General features: G+C 68.0%; 20 protein-coding genes. 6 read left to right on the top strand and 14 right to left on the bottom strand.

Annotated features, from left to right (window positions below; genetic code table 11):
* Positions 1-7: 7 nt before the first annotated feature.
* Genes ACOGXI_RS01855 through ACOGXI_RS01820 form a run of 8 tightly spaced genes read right to left on the bottom strand, consistent with a single transcriptional unit; the run spans position 8 to position 7,143 of the window.
* A complete protein-coding gene (locus ACOGXI_RS01855; protein WP_419937207.1) occupies positions 8-787 on the bottom strand; it encodes a cyclase family protein in 780 nt (259 codons plus the stop codon).
* Positions 788-804: 17 nt separating this feature from the next.
* Positions 805-2,253 (bottom strand): sodium:solute symporter family protein, encoded by a 1,449-nt coding sequence (locus tag ACOGXI_RS01850; protein ID WP_419937206.1) that lies wholly within the window; start codon positions 2,251-2,253, stop codon positions 805-807.
* A complete protein-coding gene (locus ACOGXI_RS01845; RefSeq protein ID WP_419937205.1) occupies positions 2,250-2,465 on the bottom strand; it encodes a hypothetical protein in 216 nt (71 codons plus the stop codon). Before ACOGXI_RS01845 ends, ACOGXI_RS01850 begins: the two co-directional genes overlap by 4 nt.
* Positions 2,462-3,175: a hypothetical protein gene (locus ACOGXI_RS01840; RefSeq protein WP_419937204.1), complete on the bottom strand. Its 714-nt coding sequence runs from the start codon at positions 3,173-3,175 to the stop codon at positions 2,462-2,464. The genes ACOGXI_RS01845 and ACOGXI_RS01840 overlap by 4 nt, the downstream gene beginning before the upstream one ends.
* A gap of 5 nt (positions 3,176-3,180) precedes the next feature.
* Entirely contained in the window at positions 3,181-4,977 is a 1,797-nt protein-coding gene (locus ACOGXI_RS01835) for a M28 family peptidase (protein WP_419937203.1), read from the bottom strand.
* A gap of 6 nt (positions 4,978-4,983) precedes the next feature.
* Positions 4,984-5,469 carry a BsuPI-related putative proteinase inhibitor gene (locus ACOGXI_RS01830; protein ID WP_419937202.1) on the bottom strand — a complete coding sequence of 162 codons (486 nt, stop codon included), beginning with the start codon at positions 5,467-5,469 and terminating at the stop codon, positions 4,984-4,986.
* Positions 5,466-5,906 (bottom strand): N-acetyltransferase family protein, encoded by a 441-nt coding sequence (locus ACOGXI_RS01825; RefSeq protein WP_419937201.1) that lies wholly within the window; start codon positions 5,904-5,906, stop codon positions 5,466-5,468. The genes ACOGXI_RS01830 and ACOGXI_RS01825 overlap by 4 nt, the downstream gene beginning before the upstream one ends.
* A gap of 46 nt (positions 5,907-5,952) precedes the next feature.
* Positions 5,953-7,143, bottom strand: a complete 1,191-nt coding sequence (locus tag ACOGXI_RS01820) for a N(4)-(beta-N-acetylglucosaminyl)-L-asparaginase (protein ID WP_419937200.1) — start codon at positions 7,141-7,143, stop codon at positions 5,953-5,955.
* Positions 7,144-7,318: 175 nt separating this feature from the next.
* On the opposite strand from ACOGXI_RS01820, the gene ACOGXI_RS01815 reads away from it, so the two are divergent.
* Positions 7,319-8,542, top strand: a complete 1,224-nt coding sequence (locus ACOGXI_RS01815) for a hypothetical protein (RefSeq protein WP_419937199.1) — start codon at positions 7,319-7,321, stop codon at positions 8,540-8,542.
* Positions 8,543-8,558: 16 nt separating this feature from the next.
* Here the strand turns inward: ACOGXI_RS01815 and ACOGXI_RS01810 are convergent, their stop codons facing one another.
* Positions 8,559-9,530 carry an alkaline phosphatase family protein gene (locus tag ACOGXI_RS01810; RefSeq protein ID WP_419937198.1) on the bottom strand — a complete coding sequence of 324 codons (972 nt, stop codon included), beginning with the start codon at positions 9,528-9,530 and terminating at the stop codon, positions 8,559-8,561.
* Between the two features lie 93 nt (positions 9,531-9,623).
* Here ACOGXI_RS01810 and ACOGXI_RS01805 point away from each other — a divergent pair, with 93 nt between their 5' ends.
* The 4 genes from ACOGXI_RS01805 to ACOGXI_RS01790 all read left to right on the top strand — a co-directional run bounded on the left by ACOGXI_RS01805 (position 9,624) and on the right by ACOGXI_RS01790 (position 15,943).
* Entirely contained in the window at positions 9,624-10,100 is a 477-nt protein-coding gene (locus tag ACOGXI_RS01805; protein WP_419937197.1) for a hypothetical protein, read from the top strand.
* A 41-nt stretch (positions 10,101-10,141) separates the two neighbouring features.
* Positions 10,142-10,801, top strand: coding sequence for a hypothetical protein (locus tag ACOGXI_RS01800; RefSeq protein ID WP_419937196.1), 660 nt, complete (start codon positions 10,142-10,144; stop codon positions 10,799-10,801).
* Between the two features lie 80 nt (positions 10,802-10,881).
* Positions 10,882-14,073 carry a glycoside hydrolase family 2 TIM barrel-domain containing protein gene (locus ACOGXI_RS01795; RefSeq protein ID WP_419937195.1) on the top strand — a complete coding sequence of 1,064 codons (3,192 nt, stop codon included), beginning with the start codon at positions 10,882-10,884 and terminating at the stop codon, positions 14,071-14,073.
* A 25-nt stretch (positions 14,074-14,098) separates the two neighbouring features.
* The gene (locus ACOGXI_RS01790) at positions 14,099-15,943 is read left to right on the top strand and encodes a glycoside hydrolase family 3 protein (protein ID WP_419937194.1); all 1,845 of its coding nucleotides are present in this window, start codon (positions 14,099-14,101) and stop codon (positions 15,941-15,943) included.
* Here the strand turns inward: ACOGXI_RS01790 and ACOGXI_RS01785 are convergent.
* From ACOGXI_RS01785 to ACOGXI_RS01770, 4 genes are all read right to left on the bottom strand, one after another.
* Entirely contained in the window at positions 15,940-18,003 is a 2,064-nt protein-coding gene (locus ACOGXI_RS01785) for an MFS transporter (RefSeq protein ID WP_419937193.1), read from the bottom strand. The two genes, ACOGXI_RS01790 and ACOGXI_RS01785, sit on opposite strands and share 4 nt — an antisense overlap.
* The gene (locus tag ACOGXI_RS01780) at positions 18,000-18,797 is read right to left on the bottom strand and encodes a glycoside hydrolase family 16 protein (protein ID WP_419937192.1); all 798 of its coding nucleotides are present in this window, start codon (positions 18,795-18,797) and stop codon (positions 18,000-18,002) included. Before ACOGXI_RS01780 ends, ACOGXI_RS01785 begins: the two co-directional genes overlap by 4 nt.
* Before the next feature lie 53 nt (positions 18,798-18,850).
* A complete protein-coding gene (locus ACOGXI_RS01775) occupies positions 18,851-21,205 on the bottom strand; it encodes a hypothetical protein (RefSeq protein ID WP_419937191.1) in 2,355 nt (784 codons plus the stop codon).
* 315 nt (positions 21,206-21,520) lie between these two features.
* Positions 21,521-23,170 (bottom strand): SulP family inorganic anion transporter, encoded by a 1,650-nt coding sequence (locus ACOGXI_RS01770; protein WP_419937190.1) that lies wholly within the window; start codon positions 23,168-23,170, stop codon positions 21,521-21,523.
* Positions 23,171-23,226: 56 nt separating this feature from the next.
* On the opposite strand from ACOGXI_RS01770, the gene ACOGXI_RS01765 reads away from it, so the two are divergent.
* Positions 23,227-24,576 carry a sodium-dependent transporter gene (locus ACOGXI_RS01765; protein WP_419937189.1) on the top strand — a complete coding sequence of 450 codons (1,350 nt, stop codon included), beginning with the start codon at positions 23,227-23,229 and terminating at the stop codon, positions 24,574-24,576.
* Between the two features lie 56 nt (positions 24,577-24,632).
* Here the strand turns inward: ACOGXI_RS01765 and pdxH are convergent, their stop codons facing one another.
* On the bottom strand, positions 24,633-25,292 hold the full coding sequence (gene pdxH, locus ACOGXI_RS01760) for a pyridoxamine 5'-phosphate oxidase (RefSeq protein WP_419940134.1): 660 nt from the start codon (positions 25,290-25,292) through the stop codon (positions 24,633-24,635).
* Positions 25,293-25,417: the final 125 nt, after the last annotated feature.

Below are 25,417 nucleotides of genomic sequence, written 5' to 3'. Positions count from 1 at the left end.
CCGCCCTCTACGCCGGGACCAGCGCGATCACGCGCAGCGGGCTCCCGCTCCCGTCCACGATCTTGAGCGGGGCGGCGACCGCCACGGCGCCCGTCGGGGGCAACCGGTCGAGGTTGCACAGGCTCGCGAGGCCGAACTTCCCCGCCCCGTGCATGATCCCGTGGTTCGGGAACGGCGGATCGAACCCTCCCGCCTGGCCCGCGTCGGTGCCGACCGTCTCCACTCCGACGCCGAGCACCCCGCGGTCATGGGCCAGCAGGGCCGAGGTCTCCTGGTGAAAGCCCGGCGAGTGCGGGCCATCTTCCGACACGTTGAGAAACGCCTCCTTCCCTTCCCTCCGGCTCCACCCGGTGCGCAGAAAAACCCAGGCGCCCTCGGGCACGCGTCCATGCTCCGCCTCCCACGCCTCGAGCCCCGCCGGAGCGAGGAGGAAGTCGGGGTCCGCGTCGACCGCCGCCTCCACGTCGATGACGCACGCCGGGCCGACGAACTTCCGCGGCGGGATCGTGTCCGTCGTCCCATCGGGCACATCCTTCCCCGTCACCCAGTGGATCGGGGCGTCGAAGTGCGTCCCCGTGTGTTCGCCGAGCGTGAGGTTGTTCCAGTACCAGGCCGGCCCGTCGTCGTCATACATCGAGATCCGCTCGATCGTCACGCCCTTCGATGGCGCGAACATCGGAGGCAGATCGATGACGACGGTATCGGGACCGAGAGGGATCGTGAGATCCACCACCCGGACCGTGCCCGCGTTCAGTTCCTCCACCAGGCGCATCAGTACGTCCGACATTCGAAGCCCCCCTAACGTCACTTGTTTCCGAAAAACGGCTCCAGCGTCTGGCCGGGATTCGGTTTCGTCATCAGCGAAACCATGATGAACAGGATCAGGCTCGCACCGACACCCAGTTCGACGGAGTCGATCCCGTACAGATCGAAGTAGTGTTCCTGGAACCAGAGCGTCCACACCAGGCAGGCCAGGAAGCCCCCGATCATCGAGGCGACCGCGCCCTTCGCCGTCCCCCGCCGCCAGTTGAGACCGATGACGATGGGGACGAAGAAGAAGGAGGCGATGAACTTCGCCTGTTCCAGAACGATGCCCTGGACATCCCCCAGCTTCTGCAGCGCGAAGAAGAGGGGGATGATCGCGAGGACGACGATCGCCACCCGGTTCGCGTTCACGAGGTGCTTCTGGCTCGCGTCGGGCCGGATGAACTTCCCGTACAGATCGTGCGCGACACCCGCGCCGGTCACGAGGAGGATCGAGTTCACGGTCGACATGATCGCCGACAGCATGGCGACCAGCAGCAGCGCGCCGACGACGGGAGGCAGCACGTGGAGCGCCATCGTCGCCGTCGCCTGGTCCTGGGAGGGGAGGTTCGGGAACAGTACCCGCATGAGCATGCCGATCGACATGATGCTGGTCGCGATCACGACCTGGAAGCCGATCGCCACGAAGATGGCCTTCCGCACCGTGCGCTCATCCCGCATCGAGTAGAAGCGGGTGAGTTCGTATGGCGCCGCCGCGATCGAGAGTCCGAACGCGATCGCGAACGCGAGGAGTTCCCGCGGTGAGTAGTACCAGCCCACGAGACGGTCATCGAGCGTGTCCAGGAAGTCGAGCGACCGCTCGACCGCCGCGACGGGGCTGCCGCCGCCGACCTGGTTGAGGAGGACGGGGACGGCCACGATGAGCGCCGAGACCATGATCAGCGTCTGCAGGAAATCGATGTAGGAACTGGACCGGACCCCGCCGAGGAGCGTGTAGAGCGCGGTCGATGCCACGATGATGAGCATCGCGGTGAGCGGGCGGATGCCGAACACCACTTCCGCGATCTCGCCGCCCGCCTGGAACTGCGCCACGAGGTAGATCGTGTAGGCCACGACGATGAGGACGCCGGCGAGCGCTCCGGCCTTCGGGCTGCCGTAGCGGGCGGAGATGTAGTCGGGGACGGTGAGCGCGCCGAGCCGCCGCAGTTTCGGGGCGACGAAGAAGGCGCACACGAGCCACCCCGTCCAGAGGCCGAGCCAGGGGAAGACCCAGGAGACGCCGGCCAGGTAGTGGCGGCCGGCGGTGCCCACGAAGGTGCCGGCGGAGATCTGCGTGGCGGCGAGGACGGCGCCGCCGACGATGGGGCCGATCGAGCGGCCGGCGGCGAGGAAGTCGACTTCGGTCTCGGTCTGGAAGTAGCTCCAGATCGCGATGCCCATGATGATGGCCACGTAGACGCCGAGGACGACGAAAAAGACGTCGCTCATGTCGGCGCGCCGGGTGGTTCGGGCCCCTCGGGTTCCGCGGTCTCGCCGAGCGCGGAGGGCGCGGAGGGCGAGTCGCCGCGTCGGGAGCGCTGTGCGACGACCTCCGCCCAGCGGCGGTCCAACTCGTCGTCGGCGCGGATGGTCCTCCGGAAGAGAAGGATCACGGTGAGGCCGAGGGCGAAGAAGCCCGCCGCGATCAGGATGATCGTCACCGGGCGGCTCCAGCGCCGTGGCGGCGGACTCGCGCGTTGCGCCACGTCCAGATCGCGCCGGTCAGCAGCAGGGCGAGGACCGCGAAGTCGGCGATGCGCGCGAACGAGAGCGCGCCCCCGCGGGACAGCCGCAACAGCCCCGGCACGCTCGACAGGGTGGCCGTCACGACGTCATCGCCGGTGCGGACGAAGCGCGGCAGGCTGGTCGACAGGTCCAGCGCATCGAGTACGTCCGGATCTCCCTCCAGCCGAATCAGCCACGGCGCCGTGACCTCCTGTACGACGGTCTCCTCGGCCTCGCGGCCGGCGACGAAGAGGGGGATCCGGTCCAGCCGTCCGCGCACCGGATTCCGCACGGTGTAGGACACGACGACCGGCGCGTCGGAGACCACGTCGATGCGGTACGCGCCGTCGACCGGGGTCAGCGCGGCATCGACGTCGGGCGGAGGCCCGCCGTCCGGCGCCGCCTCCGTCAGCGACAGGGTCTGGTGCTCGATCCGAATCGCGAATGCCCGCACCGCGCCGCTATCCGGCGGGAGGCCCTGCCGAACGTGGGCGGCGCCATCGGCATCCAGCCGGACGAATACCGTGTCCGTCGTCTGCGCCGCCGCCGACGCCGCCACGGACAGGCCCGCCAGCGCCGGTGCCGCCACCAGCGCCAGTGCCGCCGCCGCAGCCGCGCGCGCCGATCCTCCCCTCGTGCCTCGCACCCGCGTCAGCCCGCCGGCGCCGAAGCCGTCAACCGGGCGAGCACGCGCCGCACCGCCCGGGCCGCCTCGTGGAAGCCGTTCGCCACGTGGTTCGCCTCCCGACGCACTTCGTTCACGAGGAAGGGCAGCGCGTCGGAGCCGGATGCCGCGAGGCTCGACAATTCGGCCACCCTCGCCAGCCGCGGGATCGGTATCCGCGGCAGGGCCGGATCGTGGTCGAACGGCCCTCCCTCCGCGTAGCCGATCGGCACCAGGATGCGGGACAACTCGAGGAACAACTCGTTCACGGCCCCGGCCGCCGCCCCACCCGGTCGTCCCTCGCCGATGGCGGCGTACAGGTCGTCCAGCGCGGCGCCCAGCGCTGCGAGTTCTGCCCGGACCGCGCCGAGGTCCAGCAGATCCCCGGCCGCCTCCACGTAGTCCTCGACGAACCCCGTCAGCTCCGAGACGGTCTCGCGGAAGTCGTACGGGAGGATCCGCGCGTTGAGCACGCGCGCGATCGAGGCGACGTAAACGCCCAGGTCGCGCTCGAGGTTCTCCCGCTCGGCGACGGCCATGACATCGTCTTCGGTGTGCCACGCGATATTGCCCCCGCACCCGCCGGTGGGATAGAAGCCGAGCGCCGCGCGCTCCTCCGCCGGGATGTTCGAGAGCAGCATGTAGAACGAGGTGAGACCGATCTGATTGAAGGAATAGTCACCGGCCCGCAGCGGCCGCAGCCGCTTCGCCGTCTTCCCCGTGACGTCGGCGATCGCGCGGGCACACAGCGGCCCCGCCTCGGCCATCCACATCACGTCGTCGTACTCCGTCGCGTGCCAGCAGCCCGGCGAGTCGATGTTGATCGCGCCCACGCAGCGCTTACGCAGTTCCAGCGCGTGCGTGTCGGCATACCAGGTCGAGCCGCCGTAGCGCCCGGTCGAGTGCGCCGGCCACCACGCGATACGCAGCGAGCGCTTCAACCGCCCCGCCTCGGCGTGAAAGATGCGCGCCAGTTCGAGCAGCGTCGCGTCCCCCACCGCGTTGTCGCCGATCCCGATGTCCCACGAGTCGTAGTGCCCGTGCACGAGCATGAACTCGTCCGACGCGCCGGCGATGTGCGCCACGGGCAGCTTGCACGGATACCAGCCCTCCTCCAGACGGACCTCCAGCCGGACGGTTTCGCCCACGGCCTCCTTCAGCCGCTCTCCATCGGGGTTGTTGACCGCGACCACGGGCGTCCCGGGCTTCGTGGCGAGGTTCCGGGTCGTCGGCGTGCCCCATATCGACGTGCAGATCCCCCAGTGGATCTTCTGCCCGGGGTTGATGAAGACCTGTCCCACCGCTCCCGCCGCCTCGAAAGCGGAGACCATGCCCGGCATCGCGAATCCCTCGCTGAGCACGATCTTGCCGGCCACGTCGGGCAGGTCGTCGCCGAGCCGTTTCGCGAACAGGTCTCGCTGCCCCGTCGCGGCCGCGGCCGGGACGAAGACGAGTTCCCCTTCGAGCCCGCCACCCTGCGTCGGTACCGCGAAGGACGGCGGCTTGGCCCGTATCGACCCGCCGCTCCACTCCACCGAGGATTCGCGGGGAAGCGAGAGGTAGAGATCGGGCTCGTGCATCTCGAAGGGCACGCCCAGCCGACTCAGTTCGGCGGCGATGTACTCCGCGGCGATGTGCTCCTCCTCGCTCCCCGACTCTCGTACCAGGGTCGAGAAGCGCTCGAGCAGGGACCACCCCGCGTCGAAGGAAACGGCCCGCAGGAGGTCGGTCTCGAGGGCGTCGGGGCCCGTGGCGAGCCCTGCCGACGTCGTGTTGTCGTTCAATGGTCGCTATCTCCGGGGAAGGACGGTGAGGGTGGCCTCGATGGTGTGAGGCTCCACCGTGGTGAGTGTGGCGAGGACGCGGTAGACACCGGCCGGCAGCCCGGCCTCGATTGTCGCGGTCCAGTTCAGCGAGGCGCCGGGTTCGAGCGTTTCGCGCCCCAGTACCTGGGCGAAGAACCTGCCCTCCGCCCAGCGCCAGACGACGGCCCCATCCTCCGAGATCACCTCGAAGTCGTAGCGCTGGCCGTCCGGGAAATCGAGGATGAGTGCGGCCTGGCCTTCGTTGACACCGGCCAGTTCGAGGACGATGGGCGTGGCGGCCCTCGGCGACTCGTCGCCGGTCGAGAGCGACAGTCGCAACTCATGTCCGGACTCTCCATCCCCATCCGCGGGTCCCGCCGCCGATCCGGCAGCGCATGCGAAGGAGGCCAGCAGTGGCAGCAGCACTGCCGAGGCCGCCGCGCGCACCGACGTGTTCACCCGGGGGCTCACACCGGCAACTCGTAGTGGTCGGTGCCGTCGAGCGCCCAGCCCAGCTCTTCGTACAGCCTCTTCGCGGGGGCGTTGTGGGACTCCGTCTCGAGGATGAGGCCCTTGGCCCCGGTCTCGACGGCGAGGGCCCGCGCCCGGTCCATGAGGGCGCGCGCGACCCCGGACCGGCGCGCGTCCGGCGCGACGAAGAGGTCGTTGAGGATCCAGAGCCGCTTCATCGACACGGACGAGAAGGACGGGAAGAGTTGCACGAACCCCAGCGGCCAGCCGTCCGCCGTCTCGGCCACGAACACGCGCGACTCACCCGCCGCCAGACGCTCCGCCAGGAACCGGCGGGCACCCTCCAGGTCCGCCGGCTGGCGGTAGAACTGGCGGTACCCGTCGAACAGCGGCGCGAGGCGGTCCACATCCTCGAGTCCCGCTTCCCTGACGACCACGGTCACCTCGGACGCGTCGGACTCGGGGTCCGGGTCGGGCGCCTCGTCAGTCGGCGACGCTCACCCCCTCGTACGTCTGGATCCCGTCCGCGTTCGCCACCGTCATGCGGGGCGGCGTGTCGCGGAAGGGCATCCACGCGCAGCCATGGTCCCCGTCCTTGTTGATCGCGACGAACTTCTCGGACGGGATGAAGTCCGGCGCCACGTTCCGGTACTTGTGGCGGATCATCGCCACGGCGTCCTCACACGCCTGCTGCGGCGTGCGGCCCGCACCCATCCGCGAGACGATGTAGTATCCGGCGCACGACTTGATCACGTCTTCGCCCCGCCCGGTGACGGCGGCGGCGCCGATGTCGTTGTCGACGTAAAGGCCGGCGCCGATGATCGGCGAGTCGCCCACGCGGCCCGGAACTTTCCACGCCAGGCCGCTCGTCGTCGTGATGCCGGAGACGTTCCCCTGCGCGTCGACGGCGAGCACGTTCGTCGTCCCGTAGCGGTGGATGAGGGCCTCGGCCAGCACGTAGTCCCGGTCCGGGCCGTCGCGGCCGGGCAGGTTGAGCAGTTCCGCCCATTCTTCCGCTTCGCGCCTCGCGGCATCCTCGCCGAACCCGGCGCGGGCGAGCCCGCCACCGCCGGATCCCCCGCCCGGGCGCCTCAGGTGGTCCGGGGGACCCCAGTCGTCTGTGTCGGACATCCGCTCGCGCCAGCGGAGCCAGACCTCGCGGGATTTCGGCGTCATCAGGTCCTGAACCTTGAAGCCGAAACCGACCGCGAAGCGCTGCGCGTACTCGCCGATCAGCATGACGTGATCCGTGCGCTCCATGACGAGCCGGGCCACCGAGGCGGGAGTGCGGATCCCCTCGATGCCGGCCACGGAACCGGCGTTGTACGTGGCCCCGTCCATGACGGACGCGTCGAGCTGCACGACCCCGTCCGCGTTCGGGAGGCCGCCCCAGCCGACCCCGGTCCCGTCGGGGTCGAGTTCCACGATGTTCGCGCCGCGCTCGACGGCGTCCATCGCCGCGCCGCCGGCCGACAGGACCTGCCACGACGCCGTGGCCGCGCGTCGGCCCGTGTCGTTCGTGTGGCTGGTAATCATCACCGGCGTCTGCGCGCGTCCGCTCGACGCCAGCGCCGGCCGCCCCTCGCGGACCGAAGCGCGCGCGGGAACGGCCCCCGCGACCGCCGCCGCGGCGCCAAGGCTCAGACCCCGACCGATGAAACCACGACGATTCATCTCGGACATCTCATCCCCCGTTCCTGGTGTAAAATCTTCCCTGCCCCAAACTGGCGCGACATCGGCATCTCCCGCCAGCGTTCGGGCGAAGGCCGCGCCGGCGTGCGCGCAACCGTTCGGGGACTTCAGCGTGTCGACCCCTCAGACGACCGTTCGATTGGCTTGAGGAGGCCGCATGAACCGCCGCGCCACAGCGGGGCTGCTGTCCTGCATTCTGGCCGGCGCCGCGACCGCGTGCGAGGCGGATTCACCGCCCGCATCGGGACCGTCCGTCCACGACAGTGCCGGGATCCGAATCGTCGAATACGAGACGGCGCCGGAGCCCGCCAGCCCCTTCGCCTTCTCGTCGCCGCCGCTCTACAGGTACGGCGCCGGACTCGAAGACTACGCCTTTCAGAGCATCTGGAGGGGTGTGCTGCTCTCGGACGGCAGCGCCGCCGTGGCCGACGCGTTCAACCGGGAAATCGTCCTGCTCGAATCGGACGGGACCTTCCGGGGACTTCTCGCGGGTCCCGGAGACGGACCCGGCGAAATCGACATGATCGTCGGACTCCTGCCCGCCGGGGGCGACACCCTGCTCATCGAGGATCTCGGACATGCCCGCCTTACGCTGTTCGCCGGCGGCGCAGCGGTCCGCGAAGTGGATACGCGCTTCCTGAACCGGAGTCTGAGGGTGGAGGGCCTGAACGCCGAAGGGCAGGCGCTGATGACGAGCGGGAGTTACCGGCGCGGCTTCCGGGAGCCGTGGCTTCAGGGGCACATGGTCCGCTTCGACATGGACGCCGGTGTGCTCGACACGGTCGCGGCATACGACTGGGTTCCGTCATCGCCGGAAGATGGACCGAGGAATCCCTTCATGCCGGGCGGGGTGGTGACTGTCTCGCGGGGAAGGTTCGTGTACCTGCGGGACGACACGCCCGAGATCGTGTGGCGCAACTCCAACGGGACGATCCACCAGATCGTGCGGTGGCGCCGGGCACCAGCCTACCCCGCCGAAGAGGACTGGCGGGCGTTCACCACCTCGCTGAGGACCCAACTCCGCAGGGTGAACCCGCAGATCCAGTCCGAGACGGAGTTCGAAGAGATGGTGGCGCGCGTCTTCGCCGACTACGAACTGGTACCGGACGAGCCTCTTCCCCTGGTCAGCCAGCTCTTCGGCGACCGGGAAGGCCGCGTCTGGCTCGGGCGCTGGACCGCCGATGCCGCACTCAACGGCGTAACCCACTATTCGATTCTCGCGGACGACGGGCGCTGGCTCGGCGAAGTCCAGGTGCCGGAGCGGGTACGGATTCTCGACGTTGCGGGAGGCCGCGCACTCGGCGTGTTCAGGGACGAACTGGGCGTCGAGAGCGTGGTCCTCTACGAACTGCTTTCCGCTGAGCCGGAGGACGACGCGTAGGCCCGGCAGCTCGCGGCTACGGGCCGCTGGGGCCCCGGGAGAGCGGTTTCCCGTCGAGTCCGGCGTCGGGGTCGAACTCCATGCCGAGGTGATCGAGCGCCGTGACCGGTACATCGACGATGTAGGTGGGGCCGGATCCCGCCGCAGGCCAGCTTTGCGTCGCCACGCCGCTGGCTAGGATGAAGATCGTCATCTCTTCCGGCGAGTCCCCGCCGTGGCCGCCGTCTTCGCGCCGGCCGTGGTCCGTGCTGATGAGCACGAGCCAGTCTTCCTCCCCGTACGTGGGCCGGGCTCGGAGCGCCTCCATCAGCCAGCCGACGTGGCGATCCGAGAGGGCAATCGCCTCGCGGTACTCGGCGCCGATCGATCCGTGCCGGTGACTCGTCTCATCCGGATTGCCCAGGTATACGAAGGCTGCATCGGGATCTGCCGCCGCAAGATGTTCCGCCGCGCGCGCCGCGACGACGCTGTCCGCCTCCGCCCACCCGAGGTCGTACCCGTCCACGGCGAACAGCGTGTCGACCGCGCCGGAGAGTACCGGGCCACCGCCTTCGAGTGATGCGAGCGGCATCCAGTCGAGGGCCGCGAACGTGCCGAGGGTCGGACGATCCTGCTCGATGCGCGCGAGAAAACCCGGATACTCCCGGTATCGCCGCCCCTCGAAACCGTTATCCAGCACACCGTGTTTCTCCGGCCACACGCCGGTGAGGATCGAAGACCAGGCCGGGCCGCTCACCGATGGGGTCGTCGTGCGCGCGTCCGGGGTGTACCATCCGCTCGCGGCGAGGGAGTCCATCGCCGGGGTCGGCACCTCCGCGAGCACATCCGGGCGGACGCCGTCGATACCGATGAGCAGAACCTTTGGAGATCTCCCGGCCGGGACCGTTTCGGCCCGCGGCCCGCAGGCGCCCGCGGCGAGCAGGCCCGCGAGCGTCACCGCAATCGTGGCGGCGGCGCGGAGCGTCGGGGGGTGGGTTCGAGGCGCCATGCTCCCATGGTCGCCCCGGCTCCGGACCTTCTGCAACCCGCGAACGTGCATTCCGCTGGCGCGCCGGACGGCCATCATGAAGATTGGAGCACCATGAAACGAGCCACCCGTCGTGTCGTCCCGTTCCTTGTGCTGCTGCTCGCGGGCTGTTCCACCGCGCCCGTCTCCTTCCAGGGCGTCGCCCCGCCCGGACTGGAGACCGCTTATCGTTGCGCGGTCGCCCAACTGAACCTCATGGATTACACGATCGAGGACGGCAACCTCGAGGCCGGCTTCGTCCGGGGCCGCAGGCAGACGTCCGGCGCCGTGCAGGAACTCTTCACCGGAGCCGCCGAGCACGATGTCCTCACGGCGAGCGTGTTCGACAATCCCGCCACGGGGAACACCCACATTCGCGTCGTCGCCTCGCGGGTCGCGGACCATGACATCGGCTTCGTCAGCGGGCTCGACGACGAGGAGGAGCAGGGCGAGAATCAGCTCGGACCCTCGGACTCCGGAAGAGCGGACGCGCAGCGCCTCCTCACCAACTGCGGCGTCGTCGCCGTGACCGGGCAATCTTCGCCTCAGTAATCCGGCTCGCCGGACCCGCCACGCTCGCTGTCTGCGTCTCCATGCTGACCGCGCCGTCGGTCCGCGCCCAGTCCGAGATGTTCCTTCGGCTGGCGCCCGAGGCCGGCTGGCTCTCCGCGGAACACTCCAAGCGCGTGACGGCGGGCGGCGGGTCGAGCGAGAGCGCCACGGCGGCCTCGGGTCCGACCTTCGCGATCAACCCCTCCATCGGGCTCCGCACGCGGGTCCTCGGGGGACTGCTCGCGGGCCTGGAATTCGAGGGAGTGCTTGCCGGCCGGGGAAAGATCGAGGGGACGATCGAACCCACGCCGAACGGCGAACCGCACGATGTGTGGCCCGGCGAGTGGGACCTCCACGACCGGTTCGGAGTCGGGGTCAACGTACTCCTCGGACTCGGTGCCGGGGGCAACTCGACGCAGGGCTATGTGTTCGGCGGGATCCGTCGGATGTGGAGCGAATTCGCGACGAGCGGCGTCAACCCGGAGAACGGAGAACGGGGAGAGCGGCGAGAGCAGCGCGCCCGCCTGCCGGCGACGATCGGGCTCGGGTTGCTGCTCGACAGGGGTTGGCTGGTCGATGTGCGCCTCGGCTACTCGCGCTCGGTGACCGAGTGGACGCGGGAGATTCCCGATGTCCTGCTCGACTACGGCTATTCGGCCAGCGCGGTGACGCTCTCCGCGGGGATCGGCCCGCCCCGCTGATTCTGGCGGTTTCTCGGCTGCACGTCCTACGTTGGAAAGTCGAATTGGACCATCACGAGTCTCGGGAAGCAGAGGCGGTCATGCCAAGCGTCATTTCCACGCAACTCCGGCCGCGCCGGTTCCGCCTCAGCGTTGTCTCGGTCGCGGTTCTCATTTGCCTTGGGGGCACCCCCGGCCTCGCCGCGCAGCAATCCGGCGATCCGCCCCTTCCCGAGATCGAACTGATCGCGGACGATAGCGGGATCAGGCTGCAGGTGGACGGCGACGACTTCATGGTCCTCGGCATTAACTGGGACTACTTTCCGCGCGGAACGACCTACAACTACAACTTCTGGACCGAGTCCGACGACCTGATCAAGGCGGCGCTCGACCGGGAGATGGGCCTCGCCCGGGCCATGGGCGTGAATGCGATCCGGGCCTACGTCGGGATCACGCCGCAGTGGGTCGAGTACATCTGGAAGAACTACGGGATCTACACGGTTCTCAACCACGCCCTCGGCCGCTACGGTGTCACCGTGAACGGGGTGTTCGACGCGAACACCAACTACGCGGACCCCGAGTCGCGCGCGGTCGTCCTCGCCGAGGTCGAGGACATGGTGCGAGAATTCAAGGACACGCCGGGTGTGCTCATGTGGCTGCTCGGCAACGAGAACAACTACGGTCTCTTCTGGAGTTCGGCGGAGACCGAGGACATGCCCGAGGGCGAGCGCGACACCGGCCGCGCCCGCTACCTGTATTCGCTGGTCGGGGACGCGACGGAACTCATCAAGGAGATGGACCCCACGCGCCCAGTCGCCTACGCGAACGGGGACCTGCAGTACATCGACCTCATCGCCGAAGAGGCGGGTAACCTCGACGTGCTCGGCTCCAACGTGTACCGCGGCCGGTCCTTCAACGACTTCTTCGAGGAGGTGGACGAGAAGCTCGGGATGGCCGTGCTGTTCACCGAGTTCGGGGCCGACGTCTGGAACGCGCGCACGATGCGCGAGGACCAGCTCATGCAGACCCGTTATCTCCTCGACCAGTGGCAGGAGATCTACGCGGAATCCGCGGGCAAGGGAGGCGTGGGCAATTCCATCGGCGGGATGACCTTCCAGTGGACGGACGGCTGGTGGAAGTTCGGGCAGGAGGACAACCTCGACGTTCAGGACATCAACGCCTCCTGGGCCAACAGCGCGTATCCGGACGACTACGTGCCCGGCCGGAACAACATGAACGAGGAATGGTGGGGCATCGTCGCCAAGGGGCCGACCGACAACCAGGGCCTCTACGAACTGTTCCCCCGCGCCGCGTTCTATGCCCTCCGCGACGCGTACGAACTCGACCCCTACGGTCCGGGGACGACGATGGAGACGATCGCACGGCATTTCTCCGCGATCATGCCCGAAACGGCCGAACTGCAGGCGCGAGGTGACCGCGCGGCGTTCACCTCCTCGATCCTCGATCGCTTCCAGGTGAGCACCCTGCGGGCCGAGTTCGAGACATTCAGCACGGGCGGGACGGTCATCAGTACGCCGGAGGACGCGCCGACCGTCTCGCGCGGGCGGCCGTCGTTCCGCGGCTTCGATCAGATGCAATCATTTTACGGCGGTATCAAGGCGAGGCCGGCGGGGGGCATCGAGGGCGAAGTCATCGTCAACGTCCTCGGCGCGGTCCCCAACAATCCGGTCGACGAGATCTTCTACGAGAACCGTGGCCGTCCGCGCCGAGTGGAGGCCGACGGCGAGCAGTTCGTCCTCGGCGACCTCGAGCGTTTGAAGATCTACCAGGCCAACATCTCGTGGGACGATTCATGGTTCCGTCTGAACGGCTTCTATCGTACCGGACATTATCACTGGGGGTACGAGGGCGATTTCTTCGGACTGTACCGCGAAGCCAACTATGGCCCGAATATCGACATCTATAATGGCATGGCGCCGCTTGGGGTGGAGATCGACGGCAAGCGGCTGTTCAACGGCCTCTCCGTGGCCTTCGGGCCGGAGCTGTGGTGGGGCGCGAATCCCACCGTACTCGGCAAGCTGACGAAGAGCGTGGGGCCGTTCCAGACTACGTTCGTCTACCAGGAAGACCTCGCGGAACAGGGGGCCGTGGCAAGTTCGTTCGCGGTCCCGCTGCCGCCGACGCGCAAAGCCACCGTGCACCTGGCCGCCACGCGCGGCGACGCGGTGTTCGAGGTGGGCGGTATCTGGTCCGGCTCCACCAAGGAGGGTGAAGAGTTCCAGATCGTGCGCGGCGAGCCCGGCAGCTACGAGGTGCTCGGGGACCGGATCGAGGCGAAGGACGCGTTCGGCGCCAAGGCGAAGCTCACCCTCACCAAGGGCCGGTGGAACTGGTACGTGCAGGGTGCGGCCATGGGCCTGGTTGCCGAAGGTGGCCCCACCGCAACGCAGACCTTCACCGGCTGGTGGCTCCGCGACAGCGGGATGGGGAACCAGTACAACGTTCTCACCGGCGTGGCGCTGAATGCGGGCAACTGGCAGATCGCACCCAATTTCCTCTGGCAGAAGCCGGTCGTGGGCCCGATTCCGGCCGGCGCGCCCGCGCCCGCGCGTCCGCGCAACGTCGTCGACGACCCGTTCGCCGTCCGCGGCTGGAGCCGGGAAACGAAGGCGATGGAGTTCCTCCTCACGTACGACCCCACGCCCGCGACCTGGATGCATTCGTGGGACAGCGACATTCGCGAGGACGCTTCGTTCGCGACAACCATCGGGTTCACCTACAAGAGTTTCGGGACCACGCAGGACGCCGGGATCGGGATCCTGGCCGACGGACGGTCCATCTTCGCCTTCCCCGGCGCTCCGCCGGCGCGCGACGTGTGGGAGTTGAAGGCCCGCCTCGTCTCGAAGAGTTCGGGCGGCTCCGGGTTCATCGCGAACGTCTATACGGGCACCGGCGAACCCAATGGCGACAGCCCGCGCCTGATCCGCCGGCACGGCGTGGATCTGCGCGTGATCCGCGGACCTCTCAAGCTGGAGACCTTCGCCCGGGTGAACGACTGGGGACCGTACGACTACCACCGCGACTTCAACCACACCTTCCCGTTCCAGTTGATGGGCGATCTGTCGTACTCGCTGGGTCGGCCGGGGTGGTTCGATATGCCGGGCACGCGGTTCGGGGTTCGCGCCACATGGCGTTCGCTGGACATGAACTCGCCGCGGTACTGCCCCGCCCCGACCATCGACGCCAACGGTTTCGCGATGTGCGAGCCGGGGCGCTCCGGCGACAGCGGGAGCGAGTGGGAGCTCCGGACGTACGTCCACATCGCGATGTGACGGCGGCGAGGTTTCTGCGACGTACATGAAGCCATCACCCAGGATGGCGGGCCTGCTCTCCCGGCTGAGCCTCCACCGCAAGGCGGCGCAGATGGTGCAGGCCGAGAGGCTGCACATCACGCCGGAACAGGTGCGGGACTTCGGCGTGGGTTCGGTGCTCAGCGGAGGCGGCTCGTTCCCCGGCCGGAACCGCCCGGCCGACTGGGTGGCGATGAACGACGCCTACTGGGCGGCCTCCGCGGAAGGCTCGGACGGGCAGCCCGGGATCCCCCTCCTGTACGCGGTAGACGCCATCCACGGGCACAACAATGTGCTCGGCGCCACCGTCTTCCCACACAATATCGGGCTCGGCGCGGCCCACGACCCGGCACTCGTGGAACGCGTCGCCCGCGTGACCGCCCGCGAGGTACTGGCGACCGGGCTGGACTGGAACCTGGCGCCCACGCTGGCCGTCGCCGGTGACTGCCGCTGGGGCCGAACCTACGAGAGCTTCGCCGAAGTACCGGATCTGGTCGCCGAATACGCTCCCCGGATCGTACGGGGTCTGCAGGCAGGTCTCGGCGCCGGCGGAGTCCTCGCTTGTCCGAAGCACTGGGTCGGCGACGGCGGCACGATGGACGGCGTGGATCAGGGGGAGACCCTGGCGGAGGAGGCGGAGCTGCGGAGAACGCACGTGTCTCCATATGGTCCGGCGCTGGAGGTCGGCGCACTCGCGGTCATGGTCTCGCTCAGCAGCTGGAACGGGACTCTCTGTCATGAGCACCGGTATCTCATCACGGAGGTGCTCAAGGGCGAGCTGGGCTTCTCCGGGCTCGTCGTGTCGGACTGGAACGGCATCTTCGCCATCTCGGACGATTTTGGCGAGGCCGTCGCGAGGTCGGTCAACGCGGGGATCGACCTCTTCATGGTTCCGGCGCAATGGCAGCGCTTCATCTCGGAAGTCGTGAGACAGGTGAAGGCCGGAAACGTCGAGGAAGCGCGCATCGATGATGCGGTGGGGCGGATCCTCGCCGTGAAGGAGGCCTGCGGGCTCTTCGACCAGCCGCGTCCAGCCGCCCGCAAGTGGTCGAACCACGCCAGCTTCGGGTCAGCGGACCACCGCAACGTGGCGAGGGAGGCCGTACGAAAGTCGCTGGTGTTGCTGAAGAATGAAGGGAATGTCCTTCCGCTCGACCGTGACGCGCGGATACTCGTCGCGGGGCGCATCGCGCATGACCGGGGGGCGCTGTGTGGGGGCTTCACAGTCGAATGGCAGGGCGTACGGGGGAACGACCGGATCGAGGGGGGCGCATCCGTGTGGGAGGGCATCAGGCAGATCGCACCGCGCGCGCACCTGTTCGGCGAGAGCGATGGGGCGGAGGACGACGGACATCTTGAAGCGGCCATCGTCGTGATTGGGGAGAAGCCTTACGCCGAGGGCATGGGCGACATCCGAGACTGGACTGGAAGCCCTCCGGAGACTCCGAGCGTGGACGAGGCCCAGGCCCCCGCACCGGGGCCCGGCCTTCTCCGCCCCTACGGCGACACCCTGCGGCTGTCGCGGCTGCACCCCGAGGATCTCGCCACCATTCGTTCGCTGAGAGCGCGAGATCTCCCGGTCGTGGCCGTGCTGGTCTCCGGGCGGCCGCTGGTCGTCACGGAGGAACTGGAGGCGGCGGACGCGTTCGTGGCCGCATGGCTGCCGGGCTCCGAGGGGGCCGGCGTCGCCCAGGTGTTGTTCGGCGACCACGACTTTCGGGGCCGGCTCGCACATGCCTGGCCCGCGAACGATGTCGCCCGGGGAGAGCCCGCCGAGCCGCTGTTCCCCGTGGGCTACGGACTAAGGACGGACTTCGAGTTCAGTGCACGGCTGGGAAAAGAAACGGGCTAGGCGGTGGCTTCCGCGCCGCCACCTCTCCGCTGCTCCAGTTCGGCCCGCACCTTCAGAGCCGTCGTCTCAGTGATCGGGTACTTGTAGATCGCGAGGATCGCGATCGCGGATGCGACGAGAGGGACGACAGCGTCGTAGACGCGTAGCAAGGTGATGGTCCGCGCGGCCTGGTTGGCGCCGAGGTCGATGTCGAGTCCCGTCGAGGCGAGCAGGAAGCCTCCCGCGCCCAGCGCGATGCTCTGCCCCACCTTTACGACCCACCAGTACACCGATCCGAACATCCCCTCGCGCCGCTCGCCCGTGCTTAGTTCATCGAGGTCCACCACGTCCGCGATCATGGATCCCATCAGCGTGAACAAGCCGCCCAGCCCGAAGGCCAGGAAGGGAGCCGGAAGCAGGGCGAGCATCGGATACTCGGGGTGGTAGCAGAACCACTTCAGCGCATAGCCGAACATCGAGATCCCGGTGGAGACGAAGAAGGCGTTCCGCTTACCGATCTTCGTGCCCAGCCAGGTCACGATCGCGATCACCGCGAATCCGCCTGCGATGCCGAGCGTGCCGACGAGTCCGGCGAGCGACGCCCCATCCGCGACGTTGCCGCCGGACACGTAATACACGAACACCCAGAACTGGAACGCCGAAATCATGATGAAGCTGTTGAAGATCAGGAAAGTCGCGATGCAAAGCAGAAGGAAGGGGCCGGTCCTGACCGTCTGCCAGAGGCCTCCGAAGAACTCGCCCACGGCCTCCCGGCCGCTACTCTGCTCCTGGTCTCCAGCCGCCCCGGGCACTCGTTCGCGGAGGAAAATCGCCGGCAGCACTCCGAGCAGGATTACCGTGACGCAGATGGCGAGCGCCAGGAACCTCGCTCCGGCCATCTGGTTCCGGAACCACGCCGGATTCGTCATCACGACGAGGAACCAGGGCGCCATGACGAAGGCGACGTTGCCGACGAAGTTCTGCACGCCCATCAGCCGTGTGCGCTCGTGGAAGTCGGGCGTAAGTTCGTACCCCAGCGCGACCCAGGGCGTGGCGAAGATGGTGTAGGCGAGGAAGAAGATCAGCGAGCCGACCAGGAAGTACCAGAAATAGTACGCCTGGCTCCGGCCCTCGCCCGTGGTCTCCGGGGTCCAGATGTCCATGTGTACGTGCGTCATCGCGCTCGCGTCCACGGGCTGCTCGCCGAAGTCGATGCCGGCGAACCTGAGGTTCGTGTAGTGCTTGACGTCGTCGCCGGCGGCCCGGGCGTCCGCCACATCGGCCTCGTCCCAGTCGGCGGACCAGAAATCCACCCCAACGTCGTCATACGCGTCGCTGAAGAACGAAATCACATCCTCTGCCGGGACCGCGGGCAGCCGCGCTGGCGCGTCGGGCGCCGCCAAGCCCTCCCGGTCCTCCCCCGACGTCGCGATCCTCGTCGTGTCGTCCGTCCGGTAGAGATACACGTTGTCGACGTACACTTCGGTGAGGTCGCCCGAAATCAGGATCTGGGACAGGTGCTCGCGCGTGGTGAGTTCGTCGAAGTCGGAGAGCGGCACGTCGATGCCGACCCAGGCACCGGTGACGAGCGTCGGGGGAAGGATCGTGACCTCGTCCTCGACATCGTCCATGACTTCAACGGTCACGATGTCGCGCAGCGACTCCCCGATGGCCTCGAATATGCTGACCGGCTCGCCGGTGACGCCGCCGCTGTACACCCCGTCCGCGCCGTAGTCCACCAACTTCAGCCGGAACTGCGTGGGCGCAGGCATCTGCCACAGGAGCGCGAAGATGACCCCCGAGGCGATGGCCCCGACGAAAAGGAACGGTCGGCGCCGGCCCCAGCGGGAACGCGACCGGTCGGAGATGAAACCGACGAGTGGGTCGGTGATCGCATCGAAGAACCTCGGCAGCATGCCGAGCAGGCCCACGAGCCGGAAATCCATGCCGAGGGCCAGCGTGAGTACGACGGTCATGCCGCCGATGCCCTGTGCGAGCAGGTTGTTTACGAAGCCGCCGACCCCGTAGGCGATCTTGTGCGGGAAGGAGATCCGGTCTTCAGGGGCCGTGCGGTGGGTCACGAGTCGTCGATACCGTACACTCGCACCCAATCGACAAGCATCGTCTGCGGGAAGGCCGTGCTCTCACCCGGCGGGCCGACGAAACCGCCACCCACCGCGACGTTGAGGATGACGAAAAAAGGATGATCGTACGCCCACCGCCCGGGCACTTCGTCACGCCCGATCGACTGGTAGCGCTCTCCGTCCACGAACCACTCGATCCGGTCTTCAGTCCACTCGACGGCGAAGGTGTGAAAACCCGTGTCGAAGCGGTCGTTGTTCAGCGTGTACCGCGCCGTCACGGCGTTGCCGGCCGAGTAGCCCGGCCCGTGCAGGCTGCCGTGCACGATGGACGGTTCCTGACCGCGGAATTCCATGACGTCGATCTCGCCGCACTCCGGCCAGCCGACCGCGTCGATGTCGGCGCCCAACAGCCAGAAGGCGGGCCAGATGCCCCGCCCGGAGGGGAGGTCGATTCGGGCCTCGAAGCGTCCGTATGCCTGCTCGAACAGCCCCTGGGTCTTGATCCGGCCGGAGGTGAACTGGCTGCCGCTGAACGCCTCGCGGCGCGCCGTGATGGCCAGGTTCCCGTTTCCGTCGAGCGAGACGTTCTCGGGACGGTCCGTGTCGAACTCCAGTTGCCGGTTCCCCCAGTCGGTGCCGATGTCGAACGTCCAGCGCGACGGATCCGGCAGCTGGCCGGCCGGCCCATCGAATTCGTCCTCCCAGATCAGCTGCGCCCGACTCGGGGCCGTGGGTTCACCCTCGCCGCCGCACGCCGCCGCGATGATGACGAGAGCCGCCAGGGGGCCCATTAGAGAACAGACCTTCACGATCAGTCGGAACCGCGGCGGCGCGTGCCCGCCGTTCACTGGTCGCGTCGTAAGTAGACGTTATCGATCCAGAACGTGCCGAGATCGCCCGAAAAGATGAGCTGCGCCAGATGGCCCGTCTCCGCGAGACCGGAGAAGTCCGACAGGGAGACGTCGTAGCTGAGCCAGACTCCGGAAGCGAGGGACGGATCCGAGGCCGCCGTCAGCGACAATTCGTGCTCGCTGTCATCGCCCCCGCCGTCGTGCACGCCGTTTGCGCCGAAGTCAACGAGCTTCACCCTGAACGCCGCCGGATCGGCGGTCTCGTCCGCGGTCCAGAGGTCGATGTGAAAGTGGGTCATTTCCGAGGCGTCGACCGTCGCCGAGGTGAACTCCACGCCGACGAAAACGACGTTGGAGTACATTTTCGCCGCGTTCCCGTCGATCTCGACATCCGCGACGTCTCCCTGGTCCCAGTCCGCAGACCAGGTATCCACCGTCACGTCTTCGTACGCGTCGCTGAACAGCGAAATCACGTCGGCCGCGGCCGCAGCCGGTGTCGGCGCGGCTATTGGCGGCTCGGTCGGCGCCGGTGCGCTCTCCCCGTAGAAGTAGACGTTGTCGACGAACAACGTGTTCGGGTCGCCGGAGATGATGAACTGCGCCAAGCTCGTCCTGCCCGCGAGCCCTGACAGTTCCTCGAACGCAAGGTCGTAGCTCAGCCACATCCCGGTCGCGAGCGCCGGGGTCGAGGCCGCCGTGAGCGAGACCTCGTGCTCGCTGTCGTCTCCCCCGCCGTCGTGGACCCCGTTCGGACCGAAGTCGACCAGCTTCAGCCGCAGCGCGGCCGGCTCCGCCGTCGGGTCGGGCGTCCACGCATCCACGTGGAAGTGCGTCATTCCCGAGGCATCGACCGGCGCCGACGTGAACGTCACGCCGGCAAAGACCAGATTGGTGTATTTCTTCATGTTGTCGCCCGCAACCTGGACGTCCTCCACGTCGGCCTGGTCCCACTCCGCCGACCAGGTCTCTACGGCCACATCCTCGTACGCGTCGCTGAACAGCGAGATCACGTCTCCGGCATCCTGCTCCGGCGTGGGCGCCGGTTCCGATGGCTCCATCGGCGCCGGTGGGGGAGGAGGCGGCGGAGGTGGCATCCCCTCACCCCAGAAGTAGATGTTGTCAAGATAGACCGTATTCGGGTCGCCCGAGATGATGAGCTGCGCCAGGCTGGATGTGGCCGCGAGGCCCGCGAAGTCCGTCAGCGGCACGTCGAAACTCACCCACGTTCGGGAGGCCAGACCCGATTCCGCAGTCAGGGCGATTTCGTGCTCGCTGTCGTCGTCCCCGCCGAAGGCGCCATTGGGGCCGAAGTCTACGAGCTTCACCCGGAAAGCTGCCGGCGGAGCCGTTTCATCGCCGGTCCACAAATCGAAGTGTAAGTGGCTCATCGCCGAGGCATCGATCGGCGCGGAGATGAATTCGATTCCCGCGAAGTTGAGATTCGAATACTTCTTGACGTTGTCGCCCGCGAACTGGACGTCCTCGGCATCGGCCTGGTCCCATTCGGCCGACCAGGTGTCCACGGTGACGTCGTCGTACGCGTCGCTGAAGAGTGAGATCACGTTCTCGGCGGACCGCGTCGGAGCGGGAGGTCCGCCGTCGGGCGACGCCGCCACGGTGACCGTGACCGCACCGTCCGCCTGCGCGCCACCGAGGGAGGCGGTGACCGTCGCCGTGCCCAACCCGACGAACGTCATCTGGCCATCGGCGTCGACCGTGACGACGCCCGGATCCGAGGAACCGAAGCTGAAGTAGGCCGGACTCGCCTTCATGACCCGGTCGAATCCGCCCACGTCGTACGTGACCTGCGTCCCCATCACCCGGGCCGTGCCCCCGGGTTCGCCCGCGACCGTCGCGGTCGCGATGGCGGGACGCGGATTCGCGATCGTACGCACATCCTCGAACTGGACTTCGTCGAACCAGATCTCGTTGCCCTGGTTGTTCTCCGCCCCTTCGGCGAGGAAGAACAGGCCACCTTCGCTACTCAGTTTCGAGGGGTCCGGAATGGGAAGAATGACCTTGCTCCATGTCGTCGACACGGTCACATCCCCCGCTTCGGCGGGGAATCTCGAGTTGCCGCTGTTGTCGTTTCCGAAGCCCACGGTGTTTAGCGTGGCCGCCTGCCTCGCCCGGGTCCAGAAAGTGAGCGCCGTGAAGCCGGAGAGGTCGCGGGGCGGCCTGCCGACGAATACGCCGCCCGCGTAGCTGCCGGCGGGATCGTTCGGCAGCGGAATCGTGAACTTCAGGCTCGGCGTTCCGGCGCGTCCGCCGGTCTCATCGATGTCGAGCGCATCGACCTTGGAGCCGCCGAAGGCCTGGTACTCAAGGCCCGGGGAGAAGCCGTCCATGTAGACTTCCCCATTGCTGGGAGGAGGTGCGGGACCCAGCGAGTCGAGGTCCCTCTCCGAACAACCCGAAAGGACCAGTCCACAAGCTAACGCGACAGGGGCACTGAACGTTGGCGGACAAGGTCTCCTGGGCACCGTGGATCCCCCTTCGGTATTGATCGCGTGGCTTACCGCGTGAGGGAACACCGATCCCCGGCGGGGGGAGGAAGCTAACCACGCGGCGCCAGAGACCGCCAGAGAACCGCGTGCCTCGACGGGGGACCCTGCGCATGCCAAAGTCCTCCTTCCGAGGAGGGTTGCGACCTCTCCACCGTCTCAGTTTCCGGCGTTGAGCAGGTCCAGCGCCACCACGCGAGCCTCATCCCTCGTCTCGACGATATGCTCCTCGGGCACGCCCGACAGGATGTCGAGCGCGCGCAGCGTCTTGTCTACGGCTCCGGAGACCGACAGGACGATGACCTCGGTGTCTTCGCTCTCCCCCACGTCCAAAAGCTGCCGAATGAGCATGGCGGCGCTGTCATCCACATAAGTGGCGGCGGAGAAGTCGAAGATGACGATCTCGTGGTCCTTGATGTCCTTCCCAATGACGCCGACCAGCTTGTGGGACGACGCGACGGTGAAGGCGCCCCGCAGCTGCACCAGGCCCACCCTGGCGGAGTATTCGCCCATCGCGTCCGCGCCCTCGAGTCCGGCGAAGAACGTGCGGTCGAGCAGCGGGACGGAAAGGACGTTGTCGAGTTCAAGGCCCTCCAGCTGCCGTGCGTGAGCCATCCCCGCGACGATGAGACCGATCGCGACCGCGGTCACGAGGTCGACGAACACGGTCAGGCCGAGCGTCAGCACCATGACGAAGAGCTGGTCGCGGCGGAGGCGGTGGATGCGGACCAGAAGGGGCCAGTCGATGATGTCCCACCCGACCTTGATCAGGATGCCGGCCAGCACGGCGTGCGGAATGGGTTCCAGAAACGGCCCCAGGCCCAGCAGAACCCCCAGCAGGAAGATGGCGCGCAGGGCGCCGGACATCCGCGTGAGACCGCCGGCGCGGATGTTGACGACCGTCCCCATCGTCGCGCCCGCGCCCGGCAACCCTCCGAACAGGCCGGAGACGACGTTGCCGATGCCCTGGCCGACGAGTTCGCGGTTCGAGTCGTGCTGCGTGCCGGTCAGCGAGTCGGCCACGAGCGACGTGAGAAGACTGTCGACCGAACCGAGGAGGGCCAGGATGAGCGCCGCATGAAAGGCCTGGGCCAGAAAACCGAAGGACGGCAGACCGAATTGGATCTCCGGCAGGCTGGTCGGGATGGCGCCGATGACGGGGACGTCGGTCAGCCAAAACAGGCCAAGCGCCGTTCCGACGATGAGGGCGACGAGCGGACCCGGCAGCAGGCGTGACCACCGCCGAGGCCAGCAGATGCCGGCCGTGAGCGTGACCGCGCCGATGGCCAACGCGCTCGCGTTCATGTTGGCCACGACCGCCGGCAGCGCCCGCATGGCGCCGATGGGACCGCCCTCCGCCGGAGCGGCGCCGAGGAACGGCAGCGTCTGGATGAGCATGACGATGACGCCGATCCCGGACATGAACCCCGAGATGACGGCGTGCGGCGTGTAGACGACGAAGCGCCCGGCCTTCAAGAGACCCAGCGCAATCTGGATCAGCCCCGCCAGCACCACCACGGTGAAGGCCTCGCTCAGCGTCGACGCATGCGTGGTCACTACGACCGCCATGGCGACGGTCATTGAAGGGGTGGGACCGGACATTTGGAACCGGTTGCCGCCGAAGACGGCCGCGAAGAAGCCGACGGCGATCGCGCCGTAGAGCCCGGCGACCGCGCCGAGGCCCGACGCGACGCCGAAGGCGAGCGACACCGGGAGCGCCACCACCGCCGACGTGGCGCCTCCGAAAAGATCGCCGCGGAGCACCCGCAGATCGTATTTCACGAGCGGCCCGTTTCGGGCATCCGGCACCTCCTCTCGGGTGCCCTACTCTGGACGGATCTGCGACCTCTGGCAACTGTTGGAAGATGAGTACGCCGCGCGAACGATGGGGTAGCCCGCTGGGCTTCATTCTCGCCACCACCGGGTTCTCGGTGGGGCTCGGGAACATCTGGAGATTCCCGTACCTGGCCGGCGAGAACGGGGGAGGCGCCTTTCTCCTCATCTACGTCCTGCTCGCGTTGCTGATCGGGATTCCGCTGTTCACCGCCGAGATCAGCCTCGGACGCCGCGCGCAGGCGACGCCGCTGGCCGGGATGCGAAAGCTCGCGGGACGAAGCCCGTTCCGGGCGATCGGCTGGCTCGGCATGGGTGCCGCGTTCCTCATCATGTCCTACTACCAGCTCATCATGGGCTGGATCGCGGCCTACTTCGTCCGTGCCTTCCGGGGGGGTTACGATACCGGAAGCGTACAGGCTGCGGCGGAGTCGTTCGCGGCCTTCACCGCGCGCCCGGGAGAGGTGCTCGCCTACACGATCCCCGTGATGCTGCTGGCGGGACTCATCATCACCCGAGGGTTGCGGCGGGGGATCGAGCGCGCGGCGCGATTCCTGATGCCCGTCCTCTTCTTTTTCCTCATCGGACTCGGGATCGTCTCGCTCCGGTTCGACGGGGCGTGGGAGGGCGTCCGCTGGTATCTCGCGCCCGACTTCTCGGCCATCGGTCCGGAGACGTGGCTCGCGGCGCTCGGACAGGCCTTCTATTCCATCGGGGTCGGGATGATGGGCGCGTTCGTGTTCGGGAGCTTTCTGCATCCGCGCCACAGCGACATCCCCGGGAGCGCCGCCGCGATCGTGGCCTGCGACACGCTCGCCGCCGTCCTCGCGGGGTTCGTCATGTTCCCCGCCCTCTTCGCCTTCGGCATGGAGCCCGACCAGGGGGCGGGCCTGCTCTTCATCACGATGGCGGGTCTCTTCGGCCGCCTGCCGGCGGGCGAGGTGGCCGCGGCGTTCTTCTTCTTCTTCGTGTTCATCGCGGGACTCACCTCATGTCTCGCGCTGCTCGAAGCCCTCACGTCGAGCGCCATGGACTCGCTGGGCTGGAGCCGCCGTCGATCGCTCTGGACCGTGCTCGGCGTCATCCTCCTCTCGGGAGTCCCGCTCGCGCTCGGCGGCGGGCCCTGGGCCGCGATACAGCTTGGAGGCCGCGGTCTGTTCGAACTCGCCGACTATGTGTCCGGGAACATCTTCCTCACGGTCGGCGGGCTCGCGATCTCCCTCTATGTGGCCTTCGTCTGGGGCTTCGAACGGTACCGGGCGGAGACGAACCAGGGGGCGGGGCGCTTCAGGGTCACCGCGGCGTGGGGTCCGGTCATGCGCTTCATCGTGCCGGCCGCCGTGGGGCTCGTCGTGCTCGCCGGACTCGGTCTCCTGGGCTAAGCGGCCCGCGGACCGATGCCCGCGCCAGGCCGCTGACCCGCGGCTGGAGGCGCTCACTACGGTTGGAGGCGGGTGATCTTCCAGCTTCCGTCGTGGGGTGTGTGGCGCGGCGTGTATTCGAGACGGTCGTGCAGCCGGTTCGCCCGGCCCTGCCAAAACTCGATCCGGTCGGGAACGAGGACGTATCCGCCCCAGAAGTCGGGCAGGGGCACGTCTCTCCCCTCGAACCGGGCCTCCGCCTCCGCCACCTGCGCTTCGAGCCCGGCGCGGTCGGCGATCGGACGGCTCTGCGCGGAAGCCCATGCACCGATCCGGCTCCCCCGGTCGCGCGTCGCGAAGTACGCCGCCGAGTCCTCCGCGGAGAGGCGCTCGACACGCCCTTCAATGCGCACCTGCCGCTCCAGCACCGACCAGTGGAAACAGAGCGAAGCCTGCGGATTGTCGTCCAGTTCCGTGGCCTTGCGACTGCCGTAGTTGGTGTAGAAACGGAAGCCGCCGGGCCCGAATCCCTTCAGGAGGACCATCCGCACCGAGGGCCGCCCGTCGCCGGTCGCCGTGGCGAGCGCCATCGACTCCGGCAGCAGCAGCCCTGACGCCTCGGCATCCCGGAACCAGTCGTTGAAGAGATCGTAGGGGTCCTCCGCCGCCTCAAGGACCGGCAGACCCTGCGTCACTCCCCTGGTGAGCGTGCGGATCGCCCGCAGGTGGGTGCGCAGATCGTCGAATTTGCTCACTCGGCTGGCCTTCGGTACGGGGAATTCGGGTGCCCACAGTGTCCGTGGCGCGACCCGAACGGTCAACCCGGATCGCGGATCGGCACGGTCACGCGAGGTTCGAGGCC

Origin of the sequence: Candidatus Palauibacter sp., assembly GCF_965208055.1 — a bacterium.
Classification (GTDB): Bacteria; Gemmatimonadota; Gemmatimonadetes; order Palauibacterales; family Palauibacteraceae; genus Palauibacter.
The sequence above is the reverse complement of the archived record's forward strand: the minus strand, read 5'-3'. Positions and strand labels throughout refer to the sequence as shown.